The sequence below is a fragment of the Endozoicomonas acroporae genome, from assembly GCF_002864045.1.
Classification (GTDB): Bacteria; Pseudomonadota; Gammaproteobacteria; order Pseudomonadales; family Endozoicomonadaceae; genus Endozoicomonas; species Endozoicomonas acroporae.
The window spans coordinates 13,992-33,037 of record NZ_PJPV01000101.1; the positions used below are offsets into that span (position 1 = coordinate 13,992).

Genomic DNA, 19,046 nt, shown 5'->3' on the forward strand with positions numbered 1-19,046 from the left:
ATTTATCGCAACCGCACGACTGCATGGATGCAGGAGCTAGAGCAACGCAGGAGCAGTTGCCGCGTAGGGCAGTCTATTCTCGGACAGCCTCCTAGTTCAGACACTGATCGGCACCGCTACCGAACGGCAGCGGGCCTCACTCAATCAAGGGGTTTTCTGTGGGCACTTTAAGCCTGGAGGCACCGCTGTCCGTGATCACCCCAAATTTCGGAGTCGACATGTCTACTCAAGTGATTCTTCCACGCATCATGCAGGTGGGTGAAGGTGCCAGCCTGGAAGTTTCCAACGTGCTGGCAAGCCTGGGCTGCAAACGCCCACTGATCATCACCGACAAAGTGATGGTGGAGCTGGGTTATGCAGGCAGTATCCAGGACGCTCTATCTAACAGTTCCATGACAGCTGACGTCTTTGATGACACTGTGCCAGAGCCCACCGTTGCCTCTATTCAGGCCGGTGTCAACAAGGTGCGCGAGGGCGACTATGACAGCATTATCGCCCTGGGGGGCGGTAGCCCCATCGATAGCGCCAAGGCGATCGCCATTCTCGGCAAACACGGCGGCACCATGCAGGAATATAAGTTCCCCCGTGTGGTGAATGAATCCGGGCTGCCGATTATCGCCGTTCCTACCACCGCCGGCACCGGTTCCGAGGTGACCAAGTTCACCATCATCACTGATGAAACCAGTGATGAGAAGATGCTCTGTGTCGGTGTTGGCTTTATGCCTGTAGCGGCGCTGGTGGATTACAGCCTGACCCTGAGCCTGCCAGCCCGGGTCACCGCCGATACTGGTATCGACGCCCTGACTCACGCCATTGAGGCTTATGTCAGCAAGAAGGCCAACCCGTACAGTAACAGCCAGGCTCTGTCGGCGATCAAACTGCTGGGGCCAAACATACGCCAGGCGTACCACAACGGATCCGACAAGCAGGCTCGCGAAGCGATGATGCTGGGCTCCACCCTCGCCGGTGTCGCTTTTTGTAATGCCTCCGTGGCGTTGGTGCACGGCATGAGTCGTCCTATTGGTGCCGCATTCCATGTTCCCCACGGACTGTCCAACGCTATGCTATTGCCAGCTGTTACCGCGTTCTCCATCCCTGAAGCGCCAGAACGCTACGCCGATTGCGCCCGCGCTATGGGAGTCGCCGACGCTTCTGACAGCGACGATGCCGCCAACCAGAAACTGCTGGACGAATTGCACGCCCTGAACGACGAGCTCAAAGTGCCGTCTCCGGAGCAGTTCGGTATCGATCGTGACACCTTCCTTAACATGGCACCAACCATGGCTGAGCAGGCCCTGGCTTCAGGTTCCCCCAATAACAATCCGCGAGTACCCAGCAGCGAGCAGATCGTCGAGATTTATCGCCAGCTTCTGTAATGCATTAGCGAATTAATCACCGGCGGCTCCCTCGGGGTCGCTCACATCCATCCCAGAGGAAATACGATGAGTACTATCGGACATCTAATCAATGGCAAGGTTGTTACCGAAGGCGCTCGTAAGCAAGCGGTCTACAACCCCGCCACTGGTGTTCCTGAAAAAGAAGTCCTGCTTGCTTCCAGGGAAACGGTGGAAGATGCCATTGCCGCTGCTGAAGCTGCCTACCCTGCATGGCGCAACACTCCGCCAATGAAGCGTGCTCGCATCATGTTCAAGTACAAAGAACTGCTGGAAGCCAACGCTGATGAGATCTGCAGACTCATCGGTGAAGAGCACGGCAAGATCTCTCACGACGCCATGGGTGAGCTGCAGCGCGGCATCGAAAATGTTGAGTATGCCTGCGGCATTCCTGAGCTGCTCAAGGGCGAGCACAGCCGCAATGCCGGTCCTGGCATTGACTCCTGGAGCGAATTCCAGCCACTGGGCGTGGTAGCTGGTATTACACCATTCAACTTCCCGGTAATGGTACCCATGTGGATGTTCCCAATGGCCATCGCCTGTGGTAACCCCTTCATACTCAAGCCTTCGGAGCGCGACCCAAGCTCCACTCTGCTCATCGCTCAGCTGCTGCAGGAAGCTGGCCTGCCTGATGGCGTGCTCAACGTGGTCAACGGTGATAAGGAAGCAGTAGATACACTGCTGAGCGACGAGCGAATCAAGGCCGTAAGCTTCGTTGGCTCTACTCCTATTGCCGAATACATCTACACCACGGCCAACGCCAATGGTAAGCGCTGCCAGGCTCTGGGTGGCGCCAAAAACCATGCCATCATAATGCCTGATGCTGACCTGGACAACGCGGTCAACCAGCTGGTTGGCGCTGCTTTCGGCTCCTCCGGTGAGCGCTGCATGGCTCTGTCCGTAGCCGTTGCGGTAGGTGACACTACTGCCGACGCTCTGATTTCTAAAATGAAAGCTGCCATGGCCAGCCTGAAGGTCGGTGTCCACAGTGAGAGCAGCAACGACTTCGGTCCACTTATCACCGGTGCTCACCGCGATAAGGTAGTGGGTTTTATTGACAGTGCAGAGGCTGATGGTGCCAAAATCGTTGTGGACGGCCGCAACCCTGAAGTACCGGATTACAAAAACGGTTTCTTCGTCGGTGGTACGCTGATCGACCAGGTGACTCCAGAAATGGAAAGCTACCGCCAGGAGATCTTCGGTCCGGTACTGCAGGTAATTCGCGTCGACACGATGGAACAGGCAATGAAACTGATCAATGACCATGAGTACGGCAACGGCACCTGTATCTTCACCCGTGACGGCGAAGCAGCACGATACTTCTCCGATCACGTCCAGGTAGGTATGGTGGGAATTAATGTACCTCTGCCAGTGCCAGTGGCTTATCACAGCTTCGGCGGCTGGAAGCGCTCCCTGTTCGGTGACCTGCACGCCTACGGTCCGGATGGCGTACGCTTCTACACCAAGCGCAAGACCATCACCAAACGCTGGCCTTCTGCCAGTGTGCGCGAAGGCGTAAGCTTCTCCATGCCGACCTGATTGATCGATCGGTTGGCACTGCAACACCCAAACCTGAGCGTTGTTTTGATCGGGCCAGCCCATTTAACCGGTGGGCTGGCTTTTTGGTGTTTTGGATTATATAGCCTGCCTATCACGGGCAAAAATTTGACATGCAGGATTGGCAATGACTGCTGATGGATCCTGGTAAACGACAAATGTTGCTAAGAGGAAGTTTTGACCCAAAGGCAAGATTTGACAGTTATACCTTTGACTAAAAAACCCAGGGGCACTCTACCCCTTGGGCGAACCGTTAATTTTATCCATGACCGACTTCACTTCATCATCAGACGCTGGTTCACTGACAGAGTGCTCTGCCAGTTTTTTAATGGCGGCAAACTGTTTGAGAAAACGTCGGCAATGGTGGCACATGATCAAATGCATTCGCATACTCAGACGCTGTCGCCAGTTCAGCTCGTCATCCTGAAGCTGACCCGCCATTTGCTCGATATCCCGACATTTCAACATCGGCCTGTCTCCTGAAACTGTTCAATACCGGAATACAGCGTTGCCCGCGCCCGATGCAGCAGAACCCTGACATTGGCTGCGGACTCACCGATAAAACCGGAAATATCGTCCAGTGACATCTGGCTGAGATCTTTCAAGCCAAACACCAGACGTTGTTTCTCAGGCAACGTGGTGATCTTGTGGTTCAGGCAGTCCATCAGTTCCCGTTGCTCCAAAAGCGCCCCCGGCCCATCAATGTGCCAGTTGGAAGGCGGCGACTGCCAATGGCCATCTTCTTTAAAACGATGGGCCAGCGGCGCTTCTTCCGGGGCATCGGACAGCAGCTCACGTTTCTGCCGACGATAGCGGGAACGGGCTTCATTGGCGGTAATGGTCAGCAACCACCCCTTGAAACTGCCCCTGGGCTGCCATTGAGGCAGTTTCTGATGCACCGTCAACCAGGCTTCCTGGACAATCTCATCGGCATCACTTTCGCCCACAATCGGCAGGGCAACGAAGCGCATCAAGCGATAGTAATGCTTCACCAGCACTGTAAACGCCTGCTAATCACCATTTTGTGCCTGTTTTATTATTAACGCTTCATCGTCCATATCGTTACAAACCCGGAATGAAAAAATGACCTGCACACTGTAACAATCCCACGGCTGAAACGTTGAGTGAATAACTCAATAAGAACATCCAGGAAATCAGCCATGAATAAGATCCTGTCACTCTACCAAAAAACAGCAGGTTACCTCCATCACGCTGATGGGCTTCCGTTGCTGGCCCTGCGCCTGTACCTTGCCCCCGTCTTCTGGATTGCCGGCACCAACAAACTGGCGCACTTTGACGATATTGTGATGTGGTTTGAGCAAGGACTGGCCCTCCCCTTCCCCTGGCTGATGGCAGCACTGGCGACCTGGACAGAGATTATCGGCGCTGTGTTACTGGTGGCCGGCCTGGGCATTCGGTTGATTTCAGTCCCATTGATCATCACCATGCTGGTGGCTATTTTCGCAGTGCACTGGCCCCATGGCTGGCAGGCCATTGCTGATCCTGGCAGCTTTGCTGCCAATGAACACGCCGCTGAAGCCACCCAAAGACTGAATGGGTTTCTGGGCTGGCTGAAGTCAAACCATCCCGGCCGCTACCACTATATTACCGAGTTTGGCAAGCCGGTGATTCTGAATAATGGCATTGAGTTTGCCGCCATCTATCTGGTGATGTTGCTGGTGCTGGTTTTCCAGGGAGCCGGACGTTATGTCAGTCTGGATTATTTTGCCGGAAGGAAACTGCTGAACAGATAACGATCAGAAACGTCAGACAAGCGCTGACGTTTTTATCCTTTGTCATACCAGTGGAAATACCCGGTCAATGCCTTCTGATAGAAAAGGCCGCCCTTTAGCGTTTACTGATGTACCAATAACCAGCGCATCGATGGCCAGCCTGTTATCCCGTTTCCGGAAGATTTTCTGTTTAAAACCAAATTTCAGTTTGGAAAGTCGCACGGGTTCTACTTCTACATAAAACTCGTCCCCGGGTACCAGCGACATTTTGTAATCCATCTCACATCTCAACACCACCAGATGAATTTTCTCTGCGGCCAGCCTGGCAAAGTCGATAGCGTTAGCGTGCAGAAACTCATGCCGTGCATGCTCCAGATAATTGAAATAGACACTGTTGTTGACGATGCCCTGCAGGTCGCACTCATAGTCGCGAACCTTCATCTCCAGACGAAATGGCATGCTTTACTCTCTCGATCAATAAGTAGTTGGCCAAATGGAATCGTATATTTCTGGCTAAGTGGGCAGTTACTATGCAAGGCGCAACGTAGGGAGCATAGCCGTAGCTATGTGACCGGAGTTGCAACGCCGCAGAGTGACTGACAACTTAGTCAGAAATATATGATTTCATTTGGTTAACTACTTAGCTTGAAATGGATCACACCATCAGTGTATGGCGAGACTATGGCTTCTCATCTATTTTTACACAAGCTTACGGGGATATTGGTTGCTCAATTGACAATAAATCCGCTCATTGGCCTTAAAAAACCGGGATTGTAACCCTGCTTACCCAAAGGCCTCTGATGTGCAACATGAAATGTTAAAAAATAAAAACTGTCCATCGAAAATACCCAATGAAATCAAGAGCCACCGATTATTTAATATTCCTGTTAATCACAACCATTACCACAAGTCTTAACGCTGACGGAGGCATGGAGATCACCAACACTTATCAGCTGATACATGATCACCTGGCAAAAATCCACTCCGCAGATAAATACAAAAACGCCATAAACTCACGTAACCAGAAACAGGAGTTACCTGAAATTCTTCTGTCCCCGGGAGAAAGACGCAGCATTCTTTTGCAAAATTTTTCCCGGACTCATAAAACGGGCAACGAGATAATGACCCATCATGCTGTTAAAGATCTGCATATTCTCAGTGGCACCGCACAAAACCCCGAACATAGCCTGCTCAGCAATTTAGGCTCTCCGATGACGGTCGCTGGTGAAATCATGTTGGCCAACCTGCTGATATCCCCCATTACGGATATAGAGGTTCTTGAAAAACGCCAAAACGCACTTCAATACTTGTTGGATCACCCCAAAGTCATCTTTCAAATAGAGGAGCAACTGATCCGCTATGCCGCGGATGAAGATGGACTCATTGCCCTGCTCGACCCTTCTGATGCCGTGAACAGCCCCCATTTTGATGAGATTGATTACCAGACATACATTCCGGGGCTCACCTCCGATGCCTTCTATGAAGAGATTGCCCGCCGATTAAACGACATCATTAGTGTTATGAGTGCATTGAATGTGCCTATTGGCCTGATCGGGTCCACGCTGCTTGGCAAGTTTGACTCGCAATACGGGATTATTCATGGGCTTCTCAATTCCGCCATCAACCTGCCAGCCAATATGAACCTGGTCATCTCTGAAATGCACGATCACTTTCAGGGGCTTCCACCACCGGTCAAAATTTTTACCTTCGGCAGCTTTGCGGTACTGCAAATGATCGCCATTTATCAATCATACTGGCTCTTTCAGGATAATCGGGCCGCTTACACGTTTGTTATGGAGCGCAGCCGCAGACCCGGAAGAGCACTGGCCAGTGCCAGAGAACTAAAGCAACTGGCCCGGCATCACCCAGCCCTTGAGGATATTCTGGACCATTACAGCGGCTTCCTGAAATTTCGCAATTCCACCCAGATTCAGGAGATAGCCACACTGTTAAACGATGCGCCGGAGAAAACCCCCGACACACTCGCCTATCTGGCAACCAACATGGGACGCTACAAAAGAAGCCTGATGCTGCTGCGCCGAAACCACATCCCACTGATCAGGATTATGCAGGCCACCGGTGAGATTGATGCCTGGCTGACCGTTGCCAAGCTGCTGCGGTCGTCTTCTTACCGGGAAAATAATCCGTTGTGTTTTGCACAATATCAAGTTTCAGAGCAACCGGGTATTGAGCTTCAGGGCTTCTGGAACCCTCTGCTCTCCCCTGTCATTGCGGTTTCCAGTGACCTTGCCGCCAGCCACGCCATAGCACCGGCCAATATCATTATCACAGGCCCTAATGCAGCAGGAAAGTCCAATGCCATGAATGCTGCAGCAATTAACATCATCATGGCACAGACTCTGGGCATATCCCCGGCTGAATCCATCAAACTAACCCCGTTTTCCTTTATCCATACCCATAGGGTCATTGAACCGGAAATGATTACTGGCGTTTCCAGTTTCAGCGCAGAATCAAAACGGGCAATCACGCTGTTACAGAAATTGCGCTCTCTGGAGGCGGGCCAGTTCAGCATTGCCTTTCTGGATGAAATTTTCAGCAATACCAGCCCAAAAGAAGGAGAGATCGGTGCACTCGCCTATATAAAATCGATTGGCGATTTACCCGGGACGATCAGCATTTCTTCTACCCACTATGCCCGGCTGACCTCACTCGCTGATCAGTTCCCGGACAGGTTTCAAAATCTTCATGTCAGCGCTGAGATCAACAGTGAAGGCCGCCTGCACTACGATTATGTCCTGAAACCCGGCTTCTCAACCCAGAACGTTGCCTTCCATATTCTCAAAGAGGAAGGCATCCAGGAGGACTTTCTTGAAATTCTTCAAGATCTTCTTGATGTTCCCGGGGAGACGTTCCCGGGAACATCAGAAACTTTAATGCCTCTGCTTCCTGGGCCAGACCAGACTGAACCGGGCTCCCCCCAGGGGACTGTGACTGACCAGCGCCCGCCCCCCATGCCAGTACATAATCCGCCGGACGATTGAGAGCCCCAGACCGTAGCCTCCTGACTTGCGTGTTCTGCTGTCGTCCAGTCGGGAAAAAGCAGAAAATACCCGTTCCCACTGCTCTTCCGGAATCCCGGCCCCGTCATCATCCACATCAATACGACAAGTGTCCTGGGTGGATGAAAAACGCACCTGAACTTTACTGTCCGCATAGCGACAGGCATTGCCTACCAGGTTCTGTATCGCCCGATGAATATAGCGACGGTCAATTTCTACGAACCGCCTGGGGTTTAACACATTGCAGGGAATATGCTCTATCTCCACCCGGTTCTGTAATCTGAGATGCTCACCAACCACCTGGGCCACTACTTTATCAACGTCATGACGTTTCAAACGGAGGGTCGGGGTTCCCTGTTCCAGGTTGGCATAGGTCAGAAACTCATCCACCAGATGATCCAGTTCCTGGATGTCCTGGTCCATGCCCTCCAGCTGGGCCTCCCGCGCTTCCTGTGTTCTGGCATCGGCAATCAGATCGAGGCCAAAACGCAACCTTGCTACGGGGGTCCTTAATTCGTGGGATACGCCACGAATCATCTCTTTTTGCAGACTCAGCAGACGCTGAATATGGTCGGCCATGGCATTAAATGCCATGGCCAGACGACCAATGGAATCCGCCCCGCCAACATTAACCCGTACCTCAAAGTCTCCCCGGCTTAAGCGTGTCGCCGCTCTTTCCAGTTTTCGCAGCCGCTTCTCCATTCCCCTGACCAGGATATAGATGGCAAGGCTCAGAGAGATCAAGACGAACAGCCCCAGGGTCAGGATCAGTTTAAAAGGATAAGGGTTCAGTAATTTCAATGGGCCAAGATGGAGTATCTGATCACTGTCCTTCATCTGGGCATAGAGCTGGAGCGATTCATCTCTGATGTTCAACACAGTCACAATACTGCCCTGCTGCAACTGGGTGTTTTGCAGGGGCGTTAACGACGCAGCGGAGTGGACAATGGACACAGGAAAGCTCAGCGATTCTCCGGATCTCTGAGCCAATACCGTCACTCGCTCATCCGCAGAGTAATGGCTGAGCAGGTGTCTGAGAAAAACAATGGTACCACTTGCCATTTGTTCTGATATCTCGGCTACCCGTCCCTGCAACAACCACCGGTCATCAATTAAGGCGGTAATAACGGCGGCCTTTTCCGTCAGCATCTGAACATCAATCCCCCCTAAAGAGAGCTGCTCAATCTCTTTAGGGGTGAAGTCGGATCGCTCCAAAGGCAACATTGAAAAAGGAATCGACAGTTTATGTCCCCACTCTCCCAGCCATTTATGTCGCTGCTCTTCTGGCATGGCGGCCAGTACTTCAGAGACGAGACGGAAGGTCCCTTGGGCCATATCTTCCCGGTACTCGGCCAATCGAACACCATGGACAATAGTGACCACTATGCCAGACAGCACGGAGACCAGAACCAGGGAAAACAGCAGGCCGCCATAGATACGAAGAAAAATACTGCTCATGACGCTATGCCAGCAACTTACTCATTGTTCACATGCTCTTGACAAAAAGATACCCTTTACTGCGCACCGTCTTGATCAGACGAGGGTGCATCGGGTCGTCGCCAATTTTGGGGCGAATGCGTGAAACCCTGACATCAATGGAACGGTCCTGACCGTCGTATTCAATCCCGCGCAACTGGGCAAAGATCTCTTCCCGGCTCAACACCCGGCCAGCATTTGAACAGAGCAGCCAGAGCAGATCAAACTCAGCACTGGTGAGGTCGACGCTCTGGTCATCCAGCCAGGCCTCACGCATGGAGTTATCAACCACCAGCGCGCCAAAGCGAAGGCTATTCTGCACTTCCGGCTCGTCTTCTACCGGTGCCGTGCCCCTTCTCAGCAGGGCTCTTATACGGGCAAGCAGTACTCTTGGGCGAACCGGTTTGGCAACATAATCATCCGCGCCCATTTCCAGCCCCAGCACTTCATCAAGGTCATCGGTACGGGCGGTCAGCATCAGTATCTGACCATGATACTGGCCTCGCACCCGGCGACAGATGGACACCCCATCTTCTCCCGGTAGCATCAGATCCAGTACCACCAGATCGGGGCGCTCACTCAAAATACGTTCAACGGCCTTACCACCATCACCTTCCACCGACACCTGAAGGCCATTATTTTCAAGATACTCACGGGTCAGGGTTGCCAGACGCTCATCATCCTCAACAATCAGGATGCGACCCGTTTCTGCATTATCCAAAGCCATTGTTTTACACCCCGGGGGTTTAAGAGACGAAATATTGAAAGCGGCAAAAAACCGGCATTTCACTGGCAATCTAATGGTTTATGGGCCGTAGATGTTACACTACCGACGACCGAACGTCCTCCCCGGAACCGGAGCAGGCCCAAACATTTCTGAATCAACGTCCGGAAGCCAAAGTATTCATGAGTTTTTTCTCCGAAGCGGACTCAGAATATTTTTTTATTTTGACAAAATCCCATCTTGAGCTTGCAAATTTCTCGTTCTGTCTGAAAAAGTTACCCGGGAGTTAGTGGGCACCAACACCGAAAGAAATCCACATCTTATCCACAGCACTCCCCCGGTTTTATCGGCTTGAATTTCTCCCGACTGCGCATTATCTTGTGTAGATAAACGGCCGCTACACTATATATGGTATCCCTCGCTGCTGAGTAATACTTTGTCGCCTGAGCAACCCGGCATACCGGAAATGCCTCAGGCAACAGTCCAGCCAAACAGCGGATTTACTGTTGGCAGCAGCACATAACGGAAGAGCGGACGGTAATCAGGGAAGAATGCTTATACAGATTGTCAGCTGCGCGGCCTCGCGGTTCCGCCGCTACAGCCTGTCTCGCAGAGGCGGGGATCTGACTCATCAGGTATATCCCGGACAGATTCATAGTCTCACAGCCACCGCAGTGTACAGTGGCTGGCGATAAGACAGTGATGGACAGCACGTGCAGTAATACTGTCTGCTGGCCTGACCGGGCCATGAAGCGTGCTGCAAGGTCATTGATAGCCGCGCTTGATCAAGCGTGTTCATTGAATACACAGGTAAGGGCTGAATGAATAAAAATATCCTGGTCACCAAGCGTGACGGAGACAAGGAACAACTGGATCTTGAGAAGATCCATAAAGTGATTACCTGGGCAGCCGAGGGCCTGGACAACGTCTCCGTTTCTGAAGTTGAACTTAAGTCTCACATACAGTTCTACGATGGCATCAAGACCACGGATATCCATGAAACACTGATCAAATCCGCTGCCGACCTGATTTCGGCCCAGGCTCCGGACTATCAGTATCTGGCTGCCCGCCTGGCCATCTTCCACCTGCGAAAAAAGGCCTACGGCCAGTTTGAACCGCCCGGACTGTATAGCCATGTGGTCAAACTGGTGGAGATGAAGAAGTATGACCAGCATCTCCTGACGGACTACAGTGAAGCTGAGCTTGATCAGATGGAACGCTTTATTGATCACAGCCGGGATATGAACTTCAGCTATGCGGCGGTCAAGCAACTTGAGGGCAAATACCTGGTGCAGAACCGGGTAACCGGCGAGTACTACGAGAGCCCCCAGATTCTGTACATGCTCATTGGTGCCTGCCTGTTTGCACAATACCCGAAAGAGACTCGCCTGGATTTCATTGAGCGTTTCTACCATGCGGTGTCCACCTTCAGACTCTCTCTGCCCACCCCGATCATGTCCGGGGTACGTACACCTACCCGTCAGTTCAGCTCTTGCGTACTGATTGAGTGCGGTGACTCACTGGATTCCATCAATGCCACGTCCAGCGCTATTGTTAAATACGTCAGCCAGCGGGCGGGGATTGGTATCAACGCCGGTAATATTCGCGCCCTGGGCAGCCCGATCCGCAGGGGAGAAGCCTTCCATACCGGTTGTATCCCTTTCTACAAGCACTTCCAGACGGCCGTAAAATCGTGCTCTCAAGGTGGCGTTCGCGGTGGCGCAGCGAGCCTCTTCTACCCGATCTGGCACCTGGAAGTTGAAAACCTGCTGGTTCTGAAAAACAACCGGGGGGTGGATGATAACCGCGTTCGCCACCTGGACTATGGCGTGCAGTTTAACAAGCTCATGTACCAGCGCCTGATCGAAGGCGGTAATATCACCCTCTTTTCACCCAGCGATGTGCCGGGACTGTATGATGCGTTCTTTGCTGACCAGGAAGCGTTTGAAAGGCTCTACAAGCAATATGAGCAGGACAGCAGCATCCGTAAGACCACGCTGAAGGCGATTGAACTCTTTTCACTGTTTGCCTCCGAGCGGGCCAGTACCGGGCGGATCTACCTGCAAAATGTCGATCACTGCAATACCCACAGCCCATTTGATCCGGCAGTGGCCCCGGTTCGCCAGAGTAACCTGTGCCTGGAAATTGCCCTGCCCACCAAACCCCTGGATCATATCCATGACGAAGAGGGCGAGATTGCCCTGTGCACCCTGGCCGCATTTAACCTGGGAACCCTGAAGGATCTGGCAGAACTGGAAGAGTTGTCGGAACTGATTGTGCGTGCCCTCGACAGCCTGCTGGACTACCAGGACTACCCGGTTCCTGCGGCTTACAACTCGACCATGGGACGGCGTCCCCTGGGTGTCGGGGTGATTAACTTCGCCAACTACCTGGCCAAAAACAATGTCCGTTATTCGGATGGCTCCGCCAATGGCCTGACCCACCGTACCTTTGAGGCCATTCAATACTACCTGTTGAAAGCATCAAACAAGCTGGCCAGAGAGAAAGGCACCTGCTCCAAATTCAATGAGACCACGTATGCCAAAGGTATCTTACCTATCGATACCTACAAACGTGACCTTGATACGGTTTGTGAAGAGTCCCTGCACCTTGACTGGGAAAGCTTGCGTGAGGAGATCAAGTCGTTCGGCTTGCGCAATTCAACACTGACCGCCCTGATGCCATCCGAGACATCATCCCAGATCAGCAACGCCACCAACGGTATTGAGCCGCCCAGGGGCTTTGTCAGCGTCAAAGCCAGCAAAGATGGCATTCTCAAGCAGGTTGTTCCTGATTTCGTCGAGCTTAAGGATCGTTATGAATTGCTCTGGAACATCCCGAACAACGATGGCTACCTTCAGCTGGTTGCCATCATGCAGAAATTTGTCGACCAGACGATCTCAGCCAACACCAACTATGATCCGGGTCTCTTTGAAGGCGGCAAAGTTCCGATGAAGCTGCTGCTGAAAGACCTGCTGACCGCTTACAAACTGGGCGTAAAAACACTGTATTATCACAATACCCGTGATGGTGCCGCTGACGCTCAGAATGACATGGATGATGACTGTGCAGGGGGAGCCTGCAAAATCTGATGAACATCCCTGTCAGAACTATTGATCAATAGCGAACAGCAATCCTGTCTATAGCGCAAATGCTTATAGATAAACAACGCGCTTCGCTTCACTCTAGGAGGCTGTCCGAGAATAGCGCCCGTCTGGGCGACCCCGTAGCGAGGATGGCAGAAAATTGAGGATAAAAATTCCGTTTTGTGAGGTGAATAGCGAGCTATTTGCCGAACAAAACGGAATTTTTAGACCAATTTGCTGCCACCGCAGCAGGGCAGTCTATTCTCGGACAGCCTCCTAGGCCAGTAAACCATACGCGGAAACCACTGAATTGGGGCAAATCGAACAATGACATACACCACATTTAACCGGGAACACTTCAATGCTACTCAGGAGCCCATGTTCTTTGGCCGTAATGTCAATGTATCCCGTTATGATGTCCAGAAATACCCGATCTTTGAGAAGCTGATTGAGAAGCAGCTCTCCTTTTTCTGGCGCCCTGAGGAGGTGGACCTCTCAACCGATCGCCGTGACTTTGCCGCGCTTCCCGATCATGAAAGGCACATCTTTCTCAGCAACCTGAAATACCAGACCCTTCTGGACTCGGTGCAGGGCCGCTCACCGAACGTTGCCCTGCTGCCCATTGTTTCCCTGCCGGAGCTGGAAACCTGGATCGAAACCTGGGCCTTCAGTGAGACCATCCACTCCCGTTCCTATACCCATATTATCCGCAATATCGTCACCGAACCGGCCCGTATCTTTGACGATATCGTGACCAATGAGGCGATTACCAAACGCGCCAGGGACATCACCCGCTACTATGACGCCCTGATCGAAGGTGTCAGCCTTTACCATCAGCTGGGTGAAGGTAAACACACCGTTAACGGCGAAGACATCATCATCAGCATCACCGACCTGAAGCGCAGGCTCTACCTCACTGTGGTGTCTGTAAACGTATTGGAAGCAATCCGTTTTTACGTCAGTTTTGCCTGCAGCTTTGCCTTTGCCGAGCGCTCCACAATGGAAGGCAATGCCAAAATCATCAAATTGATCGCCCGCGATGAAGCTCTTCACCTGACCGGCACCCAGCATATCCTGCAACTGCTGGCCGATGGCAAAGATGACCCGGAAATGGCAGTGATTGCCCGTGAGCTGAAAGACCAGGCCAGACAGATCTTTATCGATGCGGCAGAACAGGAAAAAGACTGGGCCGACTACCTGTTCCGTGATGGCTCCATGATTGGCCTGAACCGGGACATTCTTGGCCAGTACGTTGAATACATCACCAACCAGCGGATGGTTGCCGTCGGCTTTGAACCGGCGTTTGCCATCAAACAGAACCCTCTGCCCTGGATGAACAGCTGGCTTAACAGCGACAACGTTCAGGTTGCCCCTCAGGAGGTGGAGGTCAGCTCCTACCTGGTTGGACAAATAGACAGCGAAGTGCAGTCCGAAGATTTCAGTAACTTTTCGTTATAAGTCCTGCATTAAAAAACAGTGTAAGCAGTTCCAATACCCAACGTCCCATAGCCCGGCCTGTTTCAGGCCTGGCTGATACAGGCGAAACACCATGGCTCATATTGTTAAGATTCTTGAAGGCTTCAGCTTTATTCCCCGCAAAGAGCTGACGCTTCTGGAAGCCCTTGAGCAGGAAAACGTCGACATGGAGTATCAATGCCGTGAGGGGTTTTGTGGCAGCTGCCAGGTCACCCTTGTTGATGGTGAAGTCACCTATACCACCGACCCCATCGCCTTTATTCCGGAAGGAAAAATACTGACCTGCTGCTGCCAGCTGAACAGTGACGTCACCATTGAAATCCCGGGCGGGTGCAAAATGAAGAAACACAACTTATAAGCCTGTTATTCCACCCTCATCAGCGGATCAGACACTTTGATTAATCCTCCACACCTTTAAATTTGAACGTTAGCCTCTTTTTCTGGTCATAGGTAAGTAGTTGGCCAAATGGAATCGTATATTTCTGGCTAAGTGGGCAGTCACTATGCAAGGCACAACTAAGGGAGCATAGCCTTAGCTATGTGACCGGAGTTGTAACGCCGCACGACTGCATGGATGCAGGAGCTAGAGCAACGCAGGAGCAGTTGCCGGGAGTGGCTGCCCACTTAGTCAGAAAATATGATTTCATTTGGTTAACTACTTATTAACCTCTGGTTTTCAATATTGGTCAGGAAAGCCCATGCACCCTAACTCTATACGCCTATTCATTGCAGTCCCCTTACTGCTGAGCATTCTCAGTTTGTTCGCTATTGCTGACGCCACGCCACAGGCGTCTGGCATCACCGCTGAATGGACTGCGCCGCCACCCGCCAATTCCGGCATGGAGCCTGAACAAACGCCCGAATCCAACGAAAACGATCAACAGCAAACCGTTAAAAAAAGAACCGTAGATTACCGGGCCACCACTGAACTGCTATTGGAGCGTTACCCCTATGCCTTGATGAGCTATTTTTCCGAAATGGACGCAATCCTGACCTCCGATGATCCGGAAAAACAGATATTTGCTATTTTCAGGCTCTCTTACCTGGGCTCCAGACATTTTCTATTCGTGGCGGATCCGGAAGCCATCCCTGAACAATGGCAGCCCCATTTTACCAGCACCGCCGAGGAGAAACGAAAATCTGGCCAGACCCGCCACCAGATAGTCGGCCAGGTCACTATCCCGGACTCGAATATCAAGGTCAGGGTATTTAAACTGACTGAAGATCCTTCATCTAACGCCCAGACCAAGAGCAAGATCGTTATGGCCCTGGCCGGTGAAAAGTCCGATGAGGCTGTCCAATGCCTGGTTACCCAATCAAAACCCGCTCACCCCGGCAGCTCTCCCTGCTCTCTTGCGGTAAAACAGCTGCAGGATATCAGCGATCTCGCTGATTCCCTGAAAGACATGTATCCGGACCATTCAGTGGAGATAACCGGTTACTCCTTCAGCGGCGCTATTGCCCAGGCCGCCATGTCAATATCCGAGACCATTGAGCAAGCCTACATTTTCAACAGCTACGGTATTCACCCAAGCTGGTTGGCAGGTATGCCCGACAGCCGATTGGCCAGAATTCATCACTCCTATGTTGAAGGCAGCTTTCTTCATGGACAGGACTATAACCCGCTCAGCCGATACTCCCGATGGAAACTGCCGCCGAACAAGGTGGTGGTTGCCGGGATGAAGATTCCTTCCAGCGGGCTTGAACCCAACATACGACATATCTACCAGCTGAACCATCATGACAGCTGGCTGGACACCTTTTATAACTTTGTCACCAGCATCTGGATCTTACACTCCAAAGAGTCGGTTCTAAGGGCATTTGAGGCAAATTTAAAGCTTGATCTCCCCTGGTAATTTCTTCAGACAAGAGCGTGAGCGGGACTGGCCAGTCTCCGGTCAGGCCGCCGCCCCTGGCCAGAACACTGAAATCCCTTGACCAACGACAGTTGAAGTGTAAAATGCCAGACAATTTGTCAACCGGACTGCTTTTACCCAACAAAGAAGCTGACTGATTGACCAAAAAGAGTTAACCTGAACGACACTCACCCGGGATAAGGTTTCGATGACACTGCACATGAACCGTCAGTCAATCAAAAGAACAAGCAGAATCCTTATTACTGGAGCTAACCACTTTATCTGTATTGCAAAATAAAGCCCCTTGATCCAGGGGCTTTTTTTTGACTTGAAAATGACCAAAGGCGACAGGTATTACCCCCATGGGAAACAGGTTCTTTAACAGGAACATTATCTCCATAGCCGACCTTACCCGGGAAGATATGGAACAGATTCTTGCAGTGGCTGCTGAACTCAAACACACGCCACGTCCCGGTCTATTGCAGGGCAAAGTGATTGCCAGCTGTTTTTTTGAGGCATCCACCCGCACACGCCTCTCGTTTGAAACAGCCGTTCAGAGGTTAGGCGGCACCCTGATTGGTTTTGCCGACGGTGGCAACACCTCTGCCAAAAAAGGGGAAACCCTCGCGGACTCCATCAAAATCATCAGCTCCTATACCGATGCGGTGGTGATGCGCCACCCTCAGGAAGGTGCTGCCCGGCTGGCCTCGGAATTCTCCAGCGTCCCCATTATCAATGGCGGCGACGGCTCCAACCAGCACCCAACCCAAACCCTGCTGGACCTGTTTAGTATTCGCGAGTGCCAGGGTCGACTGGATAACCTGAAAGTCACCTTTGTCGGTGACCTGAAATATGGCCGGACGGTCCACTCCCTGGCTCAGGCCCTGACCCACTTTAACGCAGAATTTAATTTTATTGCCCCGGATGCACTGGCAATGCCGGACTACATCCTGCAGGAACTGGATGAAAAAGGCATCCGTTGGCGTCGGGCAGAAAGCATCGAGGAAGTGGTTGCCGATACAGATATCATCTACATGACCCGGGTTCAGAAAGAGCGATTCGATGAAACCGAGTATAAGCACATCGCCTCAAACTATGTACTGACCAATGAAACCCTGAAACAGGCACCTGCACACCTGAAAGTACTGCACCCGTTGCCAAGGGTTGATGAGATAGCCGTTGAAGTCGATCAAACCCCCCATGCCTATTACTTTGAACAGGCCCGAAACGGGGTATTTGCCCGTCAGGCGCTGTTGGCCCTGATTCTCAATGAATCCTTTGATGACCAGATGTGAGGAGTGATCGATGAGTAACAAACTTCAGGTTGAAGCCATCTGCCAGGGCACTGTCATCGACCATATTCCGGCGGGACAGGGGGTAAAAATCCTCGACCGTCTTCATCTGCTGAACAGTGAAGCACGCATTACCGTGGGCTTTAATTTGCCCAGTAAAGCCCGGGGCTTCAAAGATATTATAAAAGTCGAGGGACGGATGTTTACTGAACAGGAGGCCAATGAACTGGCACTGTTCGCACCCAGCGCAACCATCAACGTGATTGATGATTACCGGGTGGTGGATAAGTTCACCATGGCCATTCCGAAAACGCTGAGAGCCGCGTTCGCCTGCCCCAACTCTAACTGCATTACGCATAATGAACCGGTGGCAAGCTATTTCTACCTGCGTCAGAAAAGTCATGATATCCAGTTGAAGTGCCACTATTGCGAAAAATCCTTCAGTAAGGAAATTGTGGCAGAGCTGAGATAACGGCAAGAAAGAGGGCGTTCAGTGGCGGATAAAGAGCGCCCTCTATTTCCAGCCTGATCAAACAACTGATTGAAATAGAAAATAAAATCCTTCCATTCCCACCAATGTCTAACTTCCAAAGACGGCATCTCTACCTATTATTTAATTTTCAGTCAGATGGTGGGTAACAACTATGAGTTCTTGTCCAATATCTAATTTTATCGGTAATCGCTGCATGCCAGACCCTGTAAGGGTGGAATCTGTTGGGGAAAAGAACCAGAAATTTGCTGAAGAAGTCAGCTTTTTCACCGCCTTGTTCAAAAACCTCACGGTACGACCAGTGCCTGATCCTGGCTTGATGATGGTTCTTAACAAGCAGTGGCTGGAAAGGAAAAAAAGAAAAGTGTCCAAGAAAGGCAAGTCTGAACAATTGTGGCTGGGCAAGCGAGCGGATGATGAGCCATCTGGCGAGTGGGGAAAATTCGAGGACGATTGACCAGACCGTGTTAACCACACGGCATCCCATTTAGCCGTCACCGGATTTGCCTGGTGGAAAGACACTATTCCCATGATTCGCGCGAATCCGTACAGTTCGTTTGATTTGTCCATTAAATCGGCGCGATAATACGCCATATCATTTACCGTGAAGATCCTCTCAAGGTTGCTCTCACGCTTTACCGTACCCACTCCCTAGGAGCCTGTCGGACTTAAGCGTCCGTAGTGAGGATTGCGAGAAATTGAGGGTAAAAATTTCTGCTTCTGAGGAGAATAGCGGGGCTATTTGACGAAGAAGCAGGAATTTTTAGACCAATTTATCGCAACCGCAGTAGGACAGTCTTAAGTCCGACAGGCTCCTAGGTAAAGTGGGCATGGTATTAACCAGCTAACTTCTTCCTCGCCCATCTCTGCGAGAACAGGATAGATCAGGCACTGGTAACTCTACCTCGCCGGATTACGTTGACTCATCCGCACAACACTCCT

At 51.6% G+C, this 19,046-nt stretch carries 16 protein-coding genes; 11 read left to right on the forward strand and 5 right to left on the reverse strand.

Annotation, left to right across the window (positions count from 1 at the left end; translation table 11 throughout):
• Positions 1 to 218: 218 nt before the first annotated feature.
• Positions 219 to 1,376, forward strand: a complete 1,158-nt coding sequence (locus CX664_RS16590) for an iron-containing alcohol dehydrogenase (RefSeq protein WP_101747840.1) — start codon at positions 219 to 221, stop codon at positions 1,374 to 1,376.
• A gap of 66 nt (positions 1,377 to 1,442) precedes the next feature.
• Entirely contained in the window at positions 1,443 to 2,933 is a 1,491-nt protein-coding gene (locus CX664_RS16595) for a CoA-acylating methylmalonate-semialdehyde dehydrogenase (protein WP_101747823.1), read from the forward strand.
• Positions 2,934 to 3,185: 252 nt separating this feature from the next.
• On the opposite strand, the gene CX664_RS16600 is transcribed toward CX664_RS16595, so the two are convergent.
• Positions 3,186 to 3,419: an anti-sigma factor family protein gene (locus CX664_RS16600; protein ID WP_101747824.1), complete on the reverse strand. Its 234-nt coding sequence runs from the start codon at positions 3,417 to 3,419 to the stop codon at positions 3,186 to 3,188.
• Complete coding sequence (locus CX664_RS16605) at positions 3,413 to 3,949, reverse strand: RNA polymerase sigma factor (RefSeq protein WP_101747825.1); 537 nt, start codon at positions 3,947 to 3,949, stop codon at positions 3,413 to 3,415. The genes CX664_RS16600 and CX664_RS16605 overlap by 7 nt, the downstream gene beginning before the upstream one ends.
• A gap of 162 nt (positions 3,950 to 4,111) precedes the next feature.
• Here CX664_RS16605 and CX664_RS16610 point away from each other — a divergent pair, with 162 nt between their 5' ends.
• Positions 4,112 to 4,705 carry an HvfX family Cu-binding RiPP maturation protein gene (locus CX664_RS16610; RefSeq protein WP_101747826.1) on the forward strand — a complete coding sequence of 198 codons (594 nt, stop codon included), beginning with the start codon at positions 4,112 to 4,114 and terminating at the stop codon, positions 4,703 to 4,705.
• Between the two features lie 42 nt (positions 4,706 to 4,747).
• On the opposite strand, the gene CX664_RS16615 is transcribed toward CX664_RS16610, so the two are convergent.
• A complete protein-coding gene (locus CX664_RS16615; RefSeq protein ID WP_101747827.1) occupies positions 4,748 to 5,143 on the reverse strand; it encodes an acyl-CoA thioesterase in 396 nt (131 codons plus the stop codon).
• Positions 5,144 to 5,535: 392 nt separating this feature from the next.
• On the opposite strand from CX664_RS16615, the gene CX664_RS16620 reads away from it, so the two are divergent.
• Positions 5,536 to 7,686: a MutS-related protein gene (locus CX664_RS16620; RefSeq protein ID WP_101747828.1), complete on the forward strand. Its 2,151-nt coding sequence runs from the start codon at positions 5,536 to 5,538 to the stop codon at positions 7,684 to 7,686.
• Here the strand turns inward: CX664_RS16620 and CX664_RS16625 are convergent.
• A complete protein-coding gene (locus tag CX664_RS16625; RefSeq protein WP_101747829.1) occupies positions 7,576 to 9,162 on the reverse strand; it encodes an ATP-binding protein in 1,587 nt (528 codons plus the stop codon). The genes CX664_RS16620 and CX664_RS16625 overlap by 111 nt on opposite strands.
• Before the next feature lie 28 nt (positions 9,163 to 9,190).
• Entirely contained in the window at positions 9,191 to 9,907 is a 717-nt protein-coding gene (locus CX664_RS16630; protein WP_101747830.1) for a winged helix-turn-helix domain-containing protein, read from the reverse strand.
• 818 nt (positions 9,908 to 10,725) lie between these two features.
• Here CX664_RS16630 and nrdA point away from each other — a divergent pair.
• The 7 genes from nrdA (at position 10,726) to CX664_RS16675 (ending at position 18,561) form a co-directional block, all read left to right on the forward strand.
• Positions 10,726 to 12,996, forward strand: a complete 2,271-nt coding sequence (gene nrdA, locus CX664_RS16645) for a class 1a ribonucleoside-diphosphate reductase subunit alpha (RefSeq protein ID WP_101747833.1) — start codon at positions 10,726 to 10,728, stop codon at positions 12,994 to 12,996.
• A gap of 321 nt (positions 12,997 to 13,317) precedes the next feature.
• A complete protein-coding gene (nrdB, locus tag CX664_RS16650; protein WP_101747834.1) occupies positions 13,318 to 14,448 on the forward strand; it encodes a class Ia ribonucleoside-diphosphate reductase subunit beta in 1,131 nt (376 codons plus the stop codon).
• A 91-nt stretch (positions 14,449 to 14,539) separates the two neighbouring features.
• Positions 14,540 to 14,824 (forward strand): class I ribonucleotide reductase maintenance protein YfaE, encoded by a 285-nt coding sequence (gene yfaE / locus CX664_RS16655; RefSeq protein ID WP_101747835.1) that lies wholly within the window; start codon positions 14,540 to 14,542, stop codon positions 14,822 to 14,824.
• Positions 14,825 to 15,164: 340 nt separating this feature from the next.
• Positions 15,165 to 16,322 carry a hypothetical protein gene (locus CX664_RS16660; RefSeq protein WP_101747836.1) on the forward strand — a complete coding sequence of 386 codons (1,158 nt, stop codon included), beginning with the start codon at positions 15,165 to 15,167 and terminating at the stop codon, positions 16,320 to 16,322.
• Between the two features lie 362 nt (positions 16,323 to 16,684).
• Complete coding sequence (gene pyrB / locus CX664_RS16665) at positions 16,685 to 17,617, forward strand: aspartate carbamoyltransferase (protein ID WP_101747837.1); 933 nt, start codon at positions 16,685 to 16,687, stop codon at positions 17,615 to 17,617.
• Positions 17,618 to 17,627: 10 nt separating this feature from the next.
• Entirely contained in the window at positions 17,628 to 18,086 is a 459-nt protein-coding gene (pyrI, locus tag CX664_RS16670) for an aspartate carbamoyltransferase regulatory subunit (protein WP_101747838.1), read from the forward strand.
• 214 nt (positions 18,087 to 18,300) lie between these two features.
• A complete protein-coding gene (locus CX664_RS16675) occupies positions 18,301 to 18,561 on the forward strand; it encodes a hypothetical protein (protein WP_146000072.1) in 261 nt (86 codons plus the stop codon).
• Positions 18,562 to 19,046: the final 485 nt, after the last annotated feature.

Bases quoted from the DNA above. Each gene is read 5' to 3' on its own strand.
- CX664_RS16590 (WP_101747840.1), top strand. From the start codon at position 219: ATGTCTACTCAAGTGATTCTTCCACGCATCATGCAGGTGGGTGAAGGT.
- CX664_RS16595 (WP_101747823.1), top strand. From the start codon at position 1,443: ATGAGTACTATCGGACATCTAATCAATGGCAAGGTTGTTACCGAAGGC.
- CX664_RS16600 (WP_101747824.1), bottom strand. From the start codon at position 3,419: ATGTTGAAATGTCGGGATATCGAGCAAATGGCGGGTCAGCTTCAGGAT.
- CX664_RS16610 (WP_101747826.1), top strand. From the start codon at position 4,112: ATGAATAAGATCCTGTCACTCTACCAAAAAACAGCAGGTTACCTCCAT.
- CX664_RS16615 (WP_101747827.1), bottom strand. From the start codon at position 5,143: ATGCCATTTCGTCTGGAGATGAAGGTTCGCGACTATGAGTGCGACCTG.
- CX664_RS16620 (WP_101747828.1), top strand. From the start codon at position 5,536: ATGAAATCAAGAGCCACCGATTATTTAATATTCCTGTTAATCACAACC.
- CX664_RS16625 (WP_101747829.1), bottom strand. From the start codon at position 9,162: ATGAGCAGTATTTTTCTTCGTATCTATGGCGGCCTGCTGTTTTCCCTG.
- CX664_RS16630 (WP_101747830.1), bottom strand. From the start codon at position 9,907: ATGGCTTTGGATAATGCAGAAACGGGTCGCATCCTGATTGTTGAGGAT.
- nrdA (WP_101747833.1), top strand. From the start codon at position 10,726: ATGAATAAAAATATCCTGGTCACCAAGCGTGACGGAGACAAGGAACAA.
- nrdB (WP_101747834.1), top strand. From the start codon at position 13,318: ATGACATACACCACATTTAACCGGGAACACTTCAATGCTACTCAGGAG.
- yfaE (WP_101747835.1), top strand. From the start codon at position 14,540: ATGGCTCATATTGTTAAGATTCTTGAAGGCTTCAGCTTTATTCCCCGC.
- CX664_RS16660 (WP_101747836.1), top strand. From the start codon at position 15,165: ATGCACCCTAACTCTATACGCCTATTCATTGCAGTCCCCTTACTGCTG.
- pyrB (WP_101747837.1), top strand. From the start codon at position 16,685: ATGGGAAACAGGTTCTTTAACAGGAACATTATCTCCATAGCCGACCTT.
- pyrI (WP_101747838.1), top strand. From the start codon at position 17,628: ATGAGTAACAAACTTCAGGTTGAAGCCATCTGCCAGGGCACTGTCATC.
- CX664_RS16675 (WP_146000072.1), top strand. From the start codon at position 18,301: ATGCCAGACCCTGTAAGGGTGGAATCTGTTGGGGAAAAGAACCAGAAA.